Origin of the sequence: Roseivivax isoporae LMG 25204 (assembly GCF_000521865.1) — a bacterium.
GTDB classification, from domain to species: domain Bacteria; phylum Pseudomonadota; class Alphaproteobacteria; order Rhodobacterales; family Rhodobacteraceae; genus Roseivivax; species Roseivivax isoporae.
This window is the reverse complement of sequence record NZ_JAME01000002.1, coordinates 148,706-161,619: the sequence shown is the minus strand read 5'-3', so window position 1 is coordinate 161,619 and position 12,914 is coordinate 148,706. Positions and strand designations below refer to the sequence as shown.

Below are 12,914 nucleotides of genomic sequence, written 5' to 3'. Positions count from 1 at the left end.
GCGACCTTGCGGGGCGGCGCGCGGCGCGTCAACATCGGCGCGAACAGGACGGATGGGACCCGCGCATGCTCAAGACCTCGTCAGCAGACCTCGTCGCCGCCGCGCGCACGCGCATCCGCGAGATCGGCACAGCCGAGCTGATCGACATGCACGGCCGCGACGACGTGGTGATCGTCGACATCCGCGACATCCGCGAACGCGAGCGGTCGGGCGCCATCCCGGGCTCGGTGCACGCGCCGCGCGGCATGCTCGAGTTCTGGGTCGACCCCGAGAGCCCCTATCACCGGCCGGTCTTCGCCCAGGAGGGCAAGACCTACGTGCTGCACTGCGCCTCGGGCTGGCGGTCGGCGCTGGCGACCGCGGCGCTCGGCGACATGGGCTTCGAGGCGGCGCACCTAAAGGACGGCTTCACCGACTGGGTGGCGCAGGGCGGCCCGGTCGAGACGGTGCCGCCCCGGACGTGACGCTTCCTCGGGCGCGCGGCCACGGCACGAAGACCGGCGGCTCGTGCGCGCGCACCGGCGGCACCGCGCCGTCCACGCGGCGCAGCGCGACGCGCGCGGAATGGGCCGCCGGGCTCTGCGTCAGCGCCGAGGTCCGCAGGTCGTGGGTAAGCACGTTCGGGTTCCCGTGCCGGCAGCGGTGGTGCGGATCGTCGAAGTCCGGATCGTACCACGCCCCGGTCCAGAGGAAGAGGCAGCCTTGCCGCACCTCGTCGGTGATCCGCGCCCCGGCAAGGCAGCGGCCGCGCGCGTTCGACAGTTCGACCACGTCGCCGTCGCGGATGCCGAGCGCCGCCGCGTCGTCCGGGTGGATCAGCACCGGCTCGCGTCCTCCGACCTTGTGCGCCCGCGACAGCGCGCCGTTGTCGAGCTGGCTGTGCAGGCGCGTCGCGGGCTGGCCGGACAGAAGGTGGAAGGGATGCGCCGCGGCGTCTGGGGCGACGGCGTCGCGCACCGGCAGGAAGGTCGCGTGGCCCGGGCAGTCGGGCAGGTCCATCGCCGCGACACGCTCCGAGAAGATCTCGATCCGGCCACTCGGGGTCGGCAGGGGCCGCGCGTCCGGATTGTCGCGGAAGCCCGACAGGAACACCCGGTCGGGCGCGGGATCGGGCAGCGCGATCACGTCGCCCGCGAGGAAATCGTCCCAGTCCGGCAGGTCCACGCCCGTGCGCCCGGCCGCGGCGCGGGTCTCGTCCCAGAGCCTGCGCAGCCAGCCGTCCTCGTCGAGCCCCTCCGTGAACGCCTCCGCCCCGCCGAGGCGGGCGGCGAGCGCGGCGTAGATCGAGAACTCGGTCCGCGCCGCGCCGGGCGGCGGGGCGCAGGCGGGCATCGGGATCAGCGCGTTGTCGGAATTGCCGGCGGCGAAATCGTCGCGTTCCTGCGCCGCGGCCACAGGCAGGACGATGTCGGCATGCCGCGCGGTGGCGGTCCAGTTGATCTCGTTCACCACCACCGTCTCGGGGACCTGGGAGGCGCGCCGCAGGCGGTTCAGGTCCTGGTGGTGGTGGAACGGGTTGCCCCCGGCCCACCAGACCATGCGGATGTCGGGAAACAGATGGGTCGCGCCCTGGTGGGCGTAGCTGCCGCCCGGGTCTAGAAGCATGTCGGCGACCATGGCCACGGGGATCGCGCGGCGCACCGGGTTCCGGCCCTGCGGCAGCGCGCCGGCGCGGAACGGCCGCTGCGTGTTGCCGATCGTGGCGTTGACGCCGTAGCCGATGCCGTAGCCGCCGCCCGGCAGGCCGATCTGTCCCAGCATCGCGGCCAGCGTCACGGTCATCCAGAGCGGCTGCTCGCCGTGGTCCGCCCGCTGCAGGCCCGCGGCGCAGGTGATCATCGTGCGTCCCGCCGCCATCTCGCGCGCAAGCCGCGCGATGCGCCCGGCCGGCAGTCCCGAGACCGCGGCGGCCCAGCCCGCATCCTTGGGCACATCGTCGGCCTCGCCGGTCACGTAGCGGGCGAAGCGGTCGAAGCCGGTCGTGTAGCGGTCGAGGAAGCCGCGGTCGGCCAGGCCCTCGGCCAGAAGCGTGTGGGCGAGGCCCAGCATCACGGCGACATCGGTGCCGGGACGCGGTGCCAGCCATTCCGCGCCGATGCCCTCGGCCGCATCCGACCTGAGCGGACTCAGGTTGACGAAGCGCACGCCGGCGGCGCGGCAGGCCGCGAGGTTGCCCGCCATCCGGTGCAGCCCGAGTCCCCCGTCCGAGACCTGCGCGTTGCGGTCGGGCAGTCCGCCGAACATCACCACGAGGTCGCTTTCGGCGGCGATGACGGACCAGCGCGTGGCGTCCACCACCTGCCGCATGTAGGGCCCGACCACGTGCGGCAGGATCCCGAGCGCGGCGTTGTAGCTGTAGTTCCCCTCGGAGGCGACGAAGCCGCCCTGCCCGTTCAGGAACCGCCTGAGCTGGCCCTGCGCGTGGTGGAACCGCCCGGCGCTGGCCCAGCCATAGGAGCCGGCATAGATGCCGTCGTTGCCGTGGCTCTGCCGCAAGCGCGCGATCTCGGCCGCAAGGAGGTCGAGCGCGGTGTCCCACGTCACCTCGACGAAGGGATCGGGCCCCCGCCGCCCGCGCGCGGGCGCCGGCCCGTCCTCGAGCCAGTCCAGCCGCACCGCGGGTCGCAGGATGCGCGCGCGGCCGTTCAGGCTGCCCGCGAGGTTGCCGTTGATGGGCGAGGGATCGGGGTCGGCGGGGTGCGCGGCAACCTCGACGATGCGGCCGTCCCGCACCGTCACGACGCCCGTGCCCCAGTGGTTCGCTGTCAGCCTGCCCCGCGGGCTCACTCCGGATCCCCGGCGACGCCGCGGCGACGCTGCAGCGTCTGCGGCATGGCCCGCACGTCCTGCCCCTCGCCGGCGAAGGCGCGGTGGGCGGGCTCGCCGTGACCCACCAGCGTCTCGGGATTGCGGAGCCAGATGTCGCGCTGCGGGAACGGGATCTCGATCCCCTCGGCCGCGAAGCGTTCGGCGATCTGGTGGTTCATCTCGGTCTGCACCGCGAGGATCTCGAGCACGTCGATGAGGTAGACGCGGATCTCGAAGTTCAGCGCGGAATTCTGGTATCCCGAGAAATAGATGAACGGCGCGGGGTTCATCATGACCAGCGGATGTTCCCGCGCGATCCCGAGCAGGATCGATTCCACCTTGCGGGTGTCTGACCCGTAGGCGACCGAGATCGGCACGATCAGGCGGCCGATCGTGTTGCCGCGCGTGTAGTTGGTCACGACGCCCGAGATGAAGTCGCCGTTCGGCACGATGACGTCGAAATGGTCGAAGGTCTCGATCCGGGTCGAGCGGACCGAGATGTCCTTCACGAAACCCATGTTGTCGCCGACCTTGACCCAGTCGCCCTCGGAGATCGGCCGCTCGATCAGCAGGATGATGCCCGAGACGAAGTTCTGCACGATGTTCTGCAGGCCGAAACCGATGCCGACCGACAGCGCGCCCGCGACAAGCGCGAGCGAGGACATGTCGATGCCCGCAGCGCCGAAGGCCGCGAGCGCGGCGAGGAAGATGCCCAGATAGCCGGTGCCCGCCACCACCGCGTTGCGCCCGCCGATGTCCATCTTGGTCTTGGGCAGGACCGCCGAGCGCAGACTGCTCTGCAGGAGCCGCGTCAGCACGAAGCCGATGACGAAGACCGCGACCAGCGTCAGGAACACGCCCGGCGACACCCGCGTCTCGCCGAGCTCGAAGCCCGTGGTGAAGATGGTCCAGAGTTCGGTCAGGTCCGCGACGCGCGCGCCCCAGGCCAGGGCCAGGAGCGGCAGCGCGGAGAGGACGATGAGAAAGCCCACGAGAACCGGGATCAGCGACTGCGCCTCGCTCACCGGACGGTCGGTGATTAGCCGGTAGAGGTCGCCGTTGACCCGCAGCAGCACCAGCACCGTGCCCGACAGGATCAGCGTCGCCACCATCGGGTAGAGCGTGGCCATGGCGATGCCGTCGTAGCCCGCCGCGGCCATGACCGGCGCGCCCGCCGACACGAACATCACGAGCTTGCCAAGGAAGCGCGCGACCCGCAGGCGCAGGTGCATGGCGTCCTGCCGCTGCAGCGCCTCCTCGCCCTCGCCGTCGAACCGGGCGCGCGACAGGATCTGGCCCAGCCGGAACATGACGATCCCGGTCAGCAGGATCAGCGGAAAGCTCAGGACCGCCACCGTCTCGGGGCCGTGGGCGTCGAAGGTCGACAGCTCGATGCGGACGCGGCGGAGCACGAGGAGCAGCGCCAGCACGCTCAGGTAGGCGCGTGCCTCGGCCCGGCGCGGCGTCTCGATCGGCAGGGTCGCCACGTCGTCGTCGCGCGAGAACGTCTGCCCCGCGAGCCACCGGACGTAGAAGAAGATCGTGAGCCAGATCGGCACCTGGACCAGCAGGGCCTGGATGCGCCCGAACACGAGCCCGCTGGTCTGCGCCGCATAGAGCAGCGCGATCACCCCGAGAAGCGGCAGGAAGATCTGGCCGAGCGAGACCATGAAGCGCCAGATGCCGGTGCCCCGCCGGGTACGTTCGCGCAGCCAGTTGGTGCCGCTTTCCGCCCAGGCGCCGCCCCGCGCCACGAGCAGGATGCCGAGGGCGCTCAGCAGGATCACCGCCGGCAGGTTCGACAGGAACGCGCCGCGCCGCGCCGGGCTGAGCCAGGCGTCGTCCACCTCCACGAAGAGCGCGCGCAGCGAGGACATCATGTCCTGCACCGCGCCCGGCCAGAGGACCGGGTTCACCGGCGGCGGGCCGCGCGACAGCAGTTCGGCCGCCGTGCGCTCGCGGATCTGCGCGCCGATCTCTCGGATGAGCCCGTCGGCCCGGCGATAGGCCTCGCCCGCGGCAACGGCGGGCGCGCTGGTCTGCTGCAGCTGGCGGTTCAGCTCCGCGCGCCGCTGCGCGATCTCGGCAGGCTCGTCACCGTCCTCGGGCGGGGGCCCCAGCGCGTCGATCTGGTTGCGCAGGGTCTGGATCCGCGCGGCCTCTGTGTCCTGCAGTTCGATGAACCGCTGGCGGAAGCCCGCGATCTCGGTCCGCAGCGCCTCGAGCGTGGGCACCGATACCTGTCCCGATTGCAGCGCCTCCTCGGCGCGCTCGGCGGTGCCTTCCCACGGCCCGTAGTCGAAGCCCCCGTCCTGCTGCTGCGCCGCCGCGGCGCCGCCCAGCACGAGGCACAGGAGCGTCAGGCAGAGCCGGAGGGTGCGCATGGCGGTGGCCTCACACGTCCTCGAACACGCCGGGGATCGAGGCCGGCGCCCGCTCGAGCCATGGCGGCGGCGGCAGTCCCTTGCCGCGCAGGAAGTCCGGATTGAAGAGCTTGGACTGGTAGCGGTTGCCGAAATCGCACAGGATCGTCACGATCGTATGACCCGGTCCCATCTCCTGCGCCATGCGGATCGCGCCGGCAACGTTCACGCCGGTCGAGCCGCCCATCACGAGCCCCTCGTGCTGCAGCAGGTCGTAGACCACCGGCAGCGCCTCGGCATCGGCGATGCGGGTGACGAAATCGGGCTCGAACCCTTCGAGGTTCGCGGTGATGCGCCCCTGCCCGATCCCCTCTGTGATGGAATCGCCCGGATTGTCCTGCCCGGTATAGAGCTTGAGGAGCCCCGCGCCCTCGGGATCGGCAAGACCGACCTTCACGCCCTTGGGCTTGAGGTACTCGGCGACCCCGGCGACCGTGCCGCCCGAGCCCGCGGCGCAGATGAAGCCGTCGACCCGGCCCTCGGTCTGTTCCCAGATCTCGGGGCCGGTCGTCTCGACATGCGCGCGGCGGTTCGCGACGTTGTCGAACTGGTTGGCCCAGATCGCGCCGTGCGGTTCGGACTTCGCCAGCTCCTCGGCCAGACGGCCGGAATAGCGCACATAGTTGTTGGGGTTCTTGTAGGGCGCCGCGGGCACCTGGACGAGCTCCGCCCCGGCGAGGCGGATCATGTCCTTCTTTTCCTGGCTCTGCGTCTCGGGGATGACGATGACCGTCCGGAACCCCATCGACGCGCCCACGAGCGCGAGGCCGATGCCGGTATTGCCGGCGGTGCCCTCGACGATGGTGCCGCCCGGTTCGAGGAGACCCTTCTCGACCGCGTCGCGGATGATGAAGAGGGCGGCGCGATCCTTCACCGACTGGCCGGGATTCATGAATTCCGCCTTGCCGAGGATCTCGCAGCCGGTCAGTTCCGAGGCCTTGCGAAGCCGGATCAGGGGGGTTCGGCCGACCGCGTCGGCCAGGTCGCTCGCGATGCGCATGTGGCAGCCCTTCAGATGGCTTGGGCCCCCGGTTTAGGCTGCCCGGTTCCGGATCTCAAGAAGCCTCGCGCAGGCGTGGCCGTGCCCGCGCCAGCCACAGGAGCATCATGGCGAGCGGGCCCGCGTTGACCTCGCCCGAGTCCACGAGCGCCATGGCCTCGTCGAAGGGCAGCACGTGGCTGCGGATGTCCTCGTTCTCCTCGTCGAGGCCCGCGACGATGGTGCCGCGGTCCGACAGATCGCACAGGCCGAGGAAGCAGTGGAAGAACTCGCTCGAATAGCCGGGCGAGGCATAAACCCGCGCGATGGGCTCAAGCCGGTCCAGCGCGAGATGCGCCTCCTCCACCGCCTCGCGGCGCGCGGTGTCCTCGGGCGACTCGCCCGCATCCACGAGGCCCGCCACGGGCTCGAGCACCCAGGGCGCCGGGTCGCCGCGCGCGATGGGCCCGTAGCGCAGCTGCTCGATCACGAGCACGAGATCCGCCACCGGGTCGTAGGGCAGCACGAGGGCCGCGTCGAAGGCCACGAACGCCTCGCGCCGCACGGGATCGGTCCAGCCGCCCGCGAAGGTGCGGTGCGACAGCTCGAACCGCCGCAGCCGGAAAAAGCCGTCATGACCCGGCAGCCAGCGGCGCAGCGCCACGTCGGAGGCCGCGGTCATGCGGGTGCGCAGGGTCTGCGGCGCGGGCGCGGCCGCCATCATGCGCGCCCAGGCGCGGGCCAGCCGCGCAAACCGCGGCGGGCCTTCCGCCCCGGTGCCGAGGTTCAGCATCGCCTCGTCCGCCGCGCGGGTCGCGATCTCGCCCCAGCGGTCGCGCCAGGCGTCGAACGACCAGTCCTCGCCGGGGCTCCACTGGGCGGGGTCCGCCATGTAGGCCCGCGCCGCGACGGGACCCTGCTCGGTCTCGACCGTGACCGGGGCGAGCGCGTAGCCGAAGCCGTCCTCGTAATGGTCGATGCGCGCCACGTCCCCGGCGCCCAGCCCCTCGACCAGCATGCCCTCCGCGCGCCGGCCCGGCGCCTCGGCCAGCATGGGGAAATCCTCGCCGGCGACGGCGGCGACGCGGTGGTCCGGCAGGGCCGCCGGGCGCGTGGCGATGTCGGTCTCCTCGCGGCCCAGAACGCGCGCGAGGAGCGGCAGGTGCCGCAGCGTGCCGAACAGGAAAAGCGCGGTCATCGCGGGCGGCCTAGCGCCAGCGCCGCGCGCCGATCTCCGCCAGAAGCCCGCAGACCAGCGCGCCGACGAGCAGCAGCACGATCAGCGATCCGTTCAGCAGGACCGTGCCGTACGACACCATGATCTCGAAGATCGCCGCGAAGGCCTCGACCGGGGAATCGTAACGCCGCGCCAGCGAGAGCCGCACCATCTCGGCCACCGACTGGATGAAGAGCGCCCAGAAGACCAGCGCCACGACCCCGGTCAGCCCGTTCGACACGGCAGCCGCCATCCCGCGCCCGGCGCGGCTGCCGATCACGATCCAGCCGCAGAGGAACCCGAGGCCCGCGTTCAGGAGAGAGAAGCTCCCGAACGCGGTGCGTTCCGTCATCAACGTCTTGACCATCTCGGAGGCCAGATAGCCGAGCGCCGCCAGCGACAGCGCTGCGACCAGTTTGGCGGCGGTGGGCATGGCAGGTCAGCTTGGCCTCGTCACGGTGATCTGGGTGACGTCGCAGTTCCCGCTGGCGAAGGTCGCGGCGCAGGACGTCAGGTAGAAGTTCCACATCCTGCGGAAGGTCTCGTCAAACCCCAGCCGGCTGACCTCGTCCCATTTCTCGTTGAATGTGTCGTGCCAGCGACGGAGCGTCTGGCTGTAGCTCTCGCCGAACTCCACAGACCCCGCCACGTCGAGGCCCGCGCGCCGGACCTCGTCGCGCAGCACTACCGGCGACGGCAGCATACCGCCCGGAAAGATGTATTTCTGGATGAAATCCACGCCCTTGCGGTAGGCGTCCCAGCGGCCGTGATCGACGGTGATGATCTGCAGCGTGGCGTTGGCGCCGGGCTTGAGCCGCTCGCGGACGGTGCGGAAGTAGGTCGGCCAGTAGCGTTCGCCGACCGCCTCGAACATCTCGATCGAGGCGATGCCGTCGAAGGTGCCCTGCACGTCGCGGTAGTCCTGCAGCCGCAGGTCCACCCGGTCCGACAGCCCCGCCCGCGCGATCCGCGCCTGCGCGTAGTCGAGCTGCGCGCGGCTGATGGTGACGCCCGTGACCCGGAGCCCGCGCTGGCCCGCCGCGTGTTCGGCGAACCCGCCCCAGCCGCAGCCGATCTCGAGCACGTGGTCGCCCGGGCGCGCGCCCATCCGATCGATCATCGAATCGTATTTCGCGGTCTGCGCCTTCTCGAGGCTCTCCTGCCCGGTGCGGAAGAGCGCCGAGGAATAGGTCATCGTGTCGTCGAGCCAGAGCCGGTAGAACTCGTTCCCGAGATCGTAATGGTAGGCGATGTTGCGCCGCGCCTGCCGCTTCGTGTTCGACTGCAGCCAGAACCGCAGCTTCTCGAAGGCGCGCACGAGCGCCGCGCCCGCGAAATGCGTGTCGTAGAGGTCGAAGTCGATCGCGTAGGTGTGATCCTGGAACGCCTGCAGGTCGGGCGAGGACCAGCCGCCCTCGAGATAGGCCTCGGCGAAGGCGAGCCAGCCGTCGCGGAAAAGCGTGCGGAACACCTCCGGGTCGTGCACGACGATCTCGCTCACCGGCCCCGGCCGGCCGTTCGACAGCAGCACGCAGTCGCCCGAGGGCAGCGTGACATAGAGCTTGCCGGGCACCAGCGGGCCGGCGGCCTCGGCGGCGCGCAGGAAGTATGGCGGCGCGTCGCGCAGCTCCGCCAGCGGCGTCGTCCGTCGCGGAAGGGTCGCAGTCATGTCCGGTTTCCCCGTTGTCCGTGTCCAAGCCACGTCGATGCCGCGGGCCCGGTTTCACCAGACGCTATAGCGGGGCGCTTCGCACAGGCAAGCGCATGGCCGCCCGGACCGCGCGTCCTGCGCTCAGAAGTCGCGATTTTCATAGGCTTCGAGCGCGCGCTTGCGGCCTTCCTTGGGGCCGACGACCGGCGCGGGGTAATCGTCCTGCGCCGACATCTTCCACGACCGCGGGATCGCGTCGAAATAGCTCAGCGCCTCCTTGGGCGGCGATTTCTGCCCTTCCGCAATCCAGCGCCGGACATAGGTGCGCCCCTTGTCGAAGCGGTCGAGCTGCGTCTCGGGGTTGAACACCCGGAAATAGGGCGTGGCGTCCGGGCCGGAGCCCGCCGACCATTGCCAGCCAAGCGCGTTCGACGCCGGATCCCAGTCGATGAGGCAGTCCTCGAACCAGTCGCAGCCGATGCGCCAATGCGTCATCAGGTGCTTGGTCAGGTAGCTTGCGACGATCATGCGGCCGCGATTGTGCATGCGGCCGGTCACGTACATCTCGCGCATGGCCGCGTCGACGAAGGCCACGCCGGTGCGCCCGCGTTCCCACGCGCGGACCTCGGCGCGCCGGCGGTCCTCGTTCCAGGGAAAGCCGTCCCATTCCTCGCGCCAGTTCCCGGTCAAGAGCCGCGGGGTGTGCCACATGAGGTGGTAGGCGAACTCGCGCCAGACGAGCTCCTGCAGGAAGGTCTCGGCACCGGTCTTGCCCTCCTCGCGGGCGCGCAGGCCCGCGTGCCAGCACTGGCGCGGGGTGATCTCGCCGAGGCTCAGGTTCTCGGACAGCCCCGAGGTCCCGTCCTCGGAGGGGATGTCGCGGGCCGTGTCGTACGCCGCCACCTTCGACGCCATGAAGGCGCCGAGCCTCCCCTGCGCGGCATCCTCGCCGAGCCGCACGTAGGGGCGCACGACCTCCGCGCCGCGGTCCATGAAGCGGCCGAGCCCCCAATCCCCGAGCGTCTCGCTCCCGGGCCAGCTGTCCGGCGCGGCAAGGTCCGACGGCGCGGCGAGCGGCGCGGCGACATCGCGCTCCTTCACCGCGCGCCAGAAGGGCGTGTAGACCTTGTAGTAGCCGCCCTGCCCGGTCTCGACCGTCCACGGCTCGAACATCAGGTGCCCGGCAAAGCTTTCGGCGGCGATGCCCCGCGCCTTCAGCGCCTCCTTCACCCGGGTGTCGCGGTCGACGCTGTCGGGATCGTAGGCGCGCATCCAGTGGACCGCGCGGGCACCCGTCTCCTCGACGAGCTCCAGCAGCACCTCGGCGGCGTTGCCGCTGCGCAGGGTCAGGCGGCTTCCCTTGTCCCGCAGCGCCCCGTCGAGATGGCCTATGCCGAGACCCAGGCGCCAGGCGGGTGCGGTCCCGAGCGCGTCCACGAGCCCGTCGCGGATGAAGACCGGGATCACCGGCCCGCCCCGGTCGAGGGCGGCGGCGAGCGCCGGGTGGTCGCTGAGCCGCAGGTCGCGGCGCATCCACAAAAGCGTCGGGGCGTCGGGCATGGGCTCTCCTGCGGCAGGTCGGTGCGGTCGGTCCGGGCAGGACATAGGGCCCGTCGGCCCCGGTCAACGGCGCCGGCTGCGGCGGCGCTGCGACAGGTTCCGCCGGTTTCGCCGTGCCCGGCGCCGCGGCGATGGCCAAGCGGCGAAGGATTGTCCTATGCTGGCGCGAGAAACGACAAGAAGAGCGGCATGGCCCCCCGCGGCCGCCCGACAAGGCAGGCAGGACCGACGTGACCGACACATCCCTCCCGGCGGTGCGCCCGCTCGTACCCGAGGACCAGCCCTGCTGGCGCGACCTCTGGACGGCCTATCTCGACTTCTACGAGACGCAGGTCTCCGAGGAGGTCTACCGCACGACCTTTGCCCGCCTTCTCGACGACGACCCGCGGAGCCACCGCGCGCTCGTGGCCGAGGCGGACGGCCGGCTCGTGGGGCTCGTGCACTTCCTCTTCCACCGCCACGCCTGGCGGGTCGAGGAGGTGTGCTACCTGCAGGATCTCTACGCGGTGCCCGAGAGGCGCGGCACCGGCGTCGGCCGGGCGCTGATCGAGGCCGTGTATGCCGAGGCGGACCGCGCGGGCGCAGGACAGGTCTACTGGCTGACGCAGAGCTTCAACGCGACGGCGCGCCGGCTCTACGACCGGGTCGGCGTGGAAACCCCGTTCCTGAAGTACCAGCGGTCGTGATGCGCCGGCTGATCCTTCCGCTCGTGTTGCTCGCCACCGCCTGCGTGCCGGCCGTGCCGCAGGACGTGGCCACCCGCGCCGCGACGGTGGAGAACAGCACCCTGCCGGCGATGAAGGTCTTTCCCGCCCCGCGCCCGGACGCGCCCGGGCTCTCGAACGCCGACATCGCGCGGGACTTCCTCGATCTGTCCTTCACGCTCGAATCGGGCCGCGCGCTGCCCCGGCTCACCCGGTTCGAGGAGCCGATCCGCGTGCGCGTCGCCGGCACGCCGCCGCCCACCCTCGGCCCCGACCTCGCGCGCCTGCTGCAGCGGCTGCGCACCGAGGCCGGCATCGACATCGCGCGCACCAGCGGACGCGCGCAACTCGTGGTCGAGGCGGTGCCGCGCTCCGAGATCCGCGCGAACCTGCCGCAGGCCGCCTGCTTCGTCGTGCCGGGCGTCGCGTCGCTCGCGGAATACCGCGCCGCGCGCCGGTCGTCCCGCGTATCCTGGTCGAAGCTCGAGCGGCGCGAGACCGCCGCGATCTTCGTCCCCGCCGACGCCCCGCCGCAGGAGGTGCGCGACTGCCTGCACGAGGAGCTCGCACAGGCCATCGGGCCGCTCAACGACCTCTACCGGCTGCCCGACTCGGTCTTCAACGACGACAACGTGCACACGGTGCTCACCGGCTTCGACATGCTGGTCCTGCGCGCCTACAACGACCCGGCGCTTGCCTCGGGCATGACGCGCGAGGAGGTGGCCGCGCGCCTGCCCGCCATCCTCGCCCGCCTCAACCCGGCGGGCGAGCGGGTGGCGCCGCGGGCCGTCTCGGCAACGCCGCGGACATGGATCGACGCGATCCAGACCGCGCTCGGCCCCGGTGCGGGCGACGGCGACCGGCGCGCGGCGGCGCTGCGCGCGCTCCGCATCGCCGCGGAGGCGGGCTGGCGGGACCACCGGCGGGGCTTCTCGCACTACGCGGTCGGGCGCATCCTGCTCGACGAGAACCCGGAGGCGGCGAAGACCGAGTTCGAGCGCGCCGACCGCATCTTCGCGACGAGCCCCTACACCACGCTCCACCGCGCCTACGTGGCCTCGCAACTGGCCGCCTACGCCATCACCCGCAACCGCCCGGACGAGGCGCTGGCGCTCCTGCGCCCGCATCTCGAGGTGGCGGCGCGCCACGAGAACGCCGCGCTCCTGTCGACGCTCATGCTGCTCAGGGCCGAGGCGCTCGACCTCGACGGGCGCGTGGCCGAGGGCCAGGCGGTGCGTCTGGACAGCCTCGGCTGGGCACGATACGGGTTCGGCGCGGACTGGGCGGTGCGCGCGAAGATGCGCGAGATCGGCGCGCTCAACCCGCTCAACGGCACGCTGGACGGAAGGATCGGGCGCACATGATCGTCATTCTGGGCGCGCTCCTCGGCGCCGTCATCGGCGGGATGACCGCCAAGCGGCGCAAGGGCAACCGGCTCGACATCGCCCAATACGCGGCCGGCTACGCGATCCTCTTCGCGCTGGTCGGGCTCGTCGCCACCATCGCGCTGGAAAAGACCCTGGCCTGAGGCCGCCGCCCCATCGCCAGGGGCCGCCGCTTGCGCTAGAACCGG

At 71.6% G+C, this 12,914-nt stretch carries 11 protein-coding genes; 4 read left to right on the top strand and 7 right to left on the bottom strand.

Translation table 11 applies throughout. The features are described 5' to 3' along the window. Window positions 1-65 precede the first annotated feature (65 nt). Window positions 66-464, top strand: coding sequence for a rhodanese-like domain-containing protein (locus tag RISW2_RS01900; RefSeq protein ID WP_043765780.1), 399 nt, complete (start codon window positions 66-68; stop codon window positions 462-464). Here the strand turns inward: RISW2_RS01900 and RISW2_RS01895 are convergent. The 7 genes from RISW2_RS01895 to RISW2_RS01865 form a co-directional block, all read right to left on the bottom strand. Further along, on the bottom strand, window positions 409-2,787 hold the full coding sequence (locus tag RISW2_RS01895; RefSeq protein WP_211238653.1) for a molybdopterin-dependent oxidoreductase: 2,379 nt from the start codon (window positions 2,785-2,787) through the stop codon (window positions 409-411). The genes RISW2_RS01900 and RISW2_RS01895 overlap by 56 nt on opposite strands. Further along, window positions 2,784-5,192, bottom strand: coding sequence for a DUF3772 domain-containing protein (locus RISW2_RS01890; protein ID WP_051491744.1), 2,409 nt, complete (start codon window positions 5,190-5,192; stop codon window positions 2,784-2,786). Before RISW2_RS01890 ends, RISW2_RS01895 begins: the two co-directional genes overlap by 4 nt. 10 nt (window positions 5,193-5,202) lie before the next feature. Beyond that, window positions 5,203-6,231 carry a cysteine synthase A gene (locus RISW2_RS01885; protein ID WP_043765778.1) on the bottom strand — a complete coding sequence of 343 codons (1,029 nt, stop codon included), beginning with the start codon at window positions 6,229-6,231 and terminating at the stop codon, window positions 5,203-5,205. A 55-nt stretch (window positions 6,232-6,286) separates the two neighbouring features. Further along, the gene (locus RISW2_RS01880; protein WP_043765776.1) at window positions 6,287-7,408 is read right to left on the bottom strand and encodes an NUDIX domain-containing protein; all 1,122 of its coding nucleotides are present in this window, start codon (window positions 7,406-7,408) and stop codon (window positions 6,287-6,289) included. Window positions 7,409-7,418: 10 nt separating this feature from the next. After that, window positions 7,419-7,859 carry a TrgA family protein gene (locus tag RISW2_RS01875; protein WP_043765774.1) on the bottom strand — a complete coding sequence of 147 codons (441 nt, stop codon included), beginning with the start codon at window positions 7,857-7,859 and terminating at the stop codon, window positions 7,419-7,421. Window positions 7,860-7,865: 6 nt separating this feature from the next. Then, on the bottom strand, window positions 7,866-9,095 hold the full coding sequence (locus RISW2_RS01870) for an SAM-dependent methyltransferase (protein WP_043765772.1): 1,230 nt from the start codon (window positions 9,093-9,095) through the stop codon (window positions 7,866-7,868). A 123-nt stretch (window positions 9,096-9,218) separates the two neighbouring features. Further along, window positions 9,219-10,637: a cryptochrome/photolyase family protein gene (locus RISW2_RS01865; protein WP_043765771.1), complete on the bottom strand. Its 1,419-nt coding sequence runs from the start codon at window positions 10,635-10,637 to the stop codon at window positions 9,219-9,221. Window positions 10,638-10,867: 230 nt separating this feature from the next. Between RISW2_RS01865 and RISW2_RS01860 the strand changes: the two genes are divergently transcribed. Genes RISW2_RS01860 through RISW2_RS23850 form a run of 3 tightly spaced genes read left to right on the top strand, consistent with a single transcriptional unit; the run spans window position 10,868 to window position 12,869 of the window. Next, window positions 10,868-11,323, top strand: coding sequence for a GNAT family N-acetyltransferase (locus tag RISW2_RS01860; RefSeq protein WP_043765769.1), 456 nt, complete (start codon window positions 10,868-10,870; stop codon window positions 11,321-11,323). Continuing rightward, window positions 11,323-12,705, top strand: coding sequence for a DUF2927 domain-containing protein (locus RISW2_RS01855; RefSeq protein ID WP_043765767.1), 1,383 nt, complete (start codon window positions 11,323-11,325; stop codon window positions 12,703-12,705). The genes RISW2_RS01860 and RISW2_RS01855 overlap by 1 nt, the downstream gene beginning before the upstream one ends. Next, window positions 12,702-12,869 carry an apolipoprotein acyltransferase gene (locus RISW2_RS23850; protein ID WP_084615208.1) on the top strand — a complete coding sequence of 56 codons (168 nt, stop codon included), beginning with the start codon at window positions 12,702-12,704 and terminating at the stop codon, window positions 12,867-12,869. Before RISW2_RS01855 ends, RISW2_RS23850 begins: the two co-directional genes overlap by 4 nt. Window positions 12,870-12,914: the final 45 nt, after the last annotated feature.

What these genes read in the sequence shown, in the direction of transcription:
- RISW2_RS01890 (WP_051491744.1), bottom strand. Translation starts at nt 5,192, where the DNA reads ATGCGCACCCTCCGGCTCTGCCTGACGCTCCTGTGCCTCGTGCTGGGC.
- RISW2_RS01885 (WP_043765778.1), bottom strand. Translation starts at nt 6,231, where the DNA reads ATGCGCATCGCGAGCGACCTGGCCGACGCGGTCGGCCGAACCCCCCTG.
- RISW2_RS01900 (WP_043765780.1), top strand. Translation starts at nt 66, where the DNA reads ATGCTCAAGACCTCGTCAGCAGACCTCGTCGCCGCCGCGCGCACGCGC.
- RISW2_RS01870 (WP_043765772.1), bottom strand. Translation starts at nt 9,095, where the DNA reads ATGACTGCGACCCTTCCGCGACGGACGACGCCGCTGGCGGAGCTGCGC.
- RISW2_RS01865 (WP_043765771.1), bottom strand. Translation starts at nt 10,637, where the DNA reads ATGCCCGACGCCCCGACGCTTTTGTGGATGCGCCGCGACCTGCGGCTC.
- RISW2_RS01880 (WP_043765776.1), bottom strand. Translation starts at nt 7,408, where the DNA reads ATGACCGCGCTTTTCCTGTTCGGCACGCTGCGGCACCTGCCGCTCCTC.
- RISW2_RS01875 (WP_043765774.1), bottom strand. Translation starts at nt 7,859, where the DNA reads ATGCCCACCGCCGCCAAACTGGTCGCAGCGCTGTCGCTGGCGGCGCTC.
- RISW2_RS01855 (WP_043765767.1), top strand. Translation starts at nt 11,323, where the DNA reads ATGCGCCGGCTGATCCTTCCGCTCGTGTTGCTCGCCACCGCCTGCGTG.
- RISW2_RS23850 (WP_084615208.1), top strand. Translation starts at nt 12,702, where the DNA reads ATGATCGTCATTCTGGGCGCGCTCCTCGGCGCCGTCATCGGCGGGATG.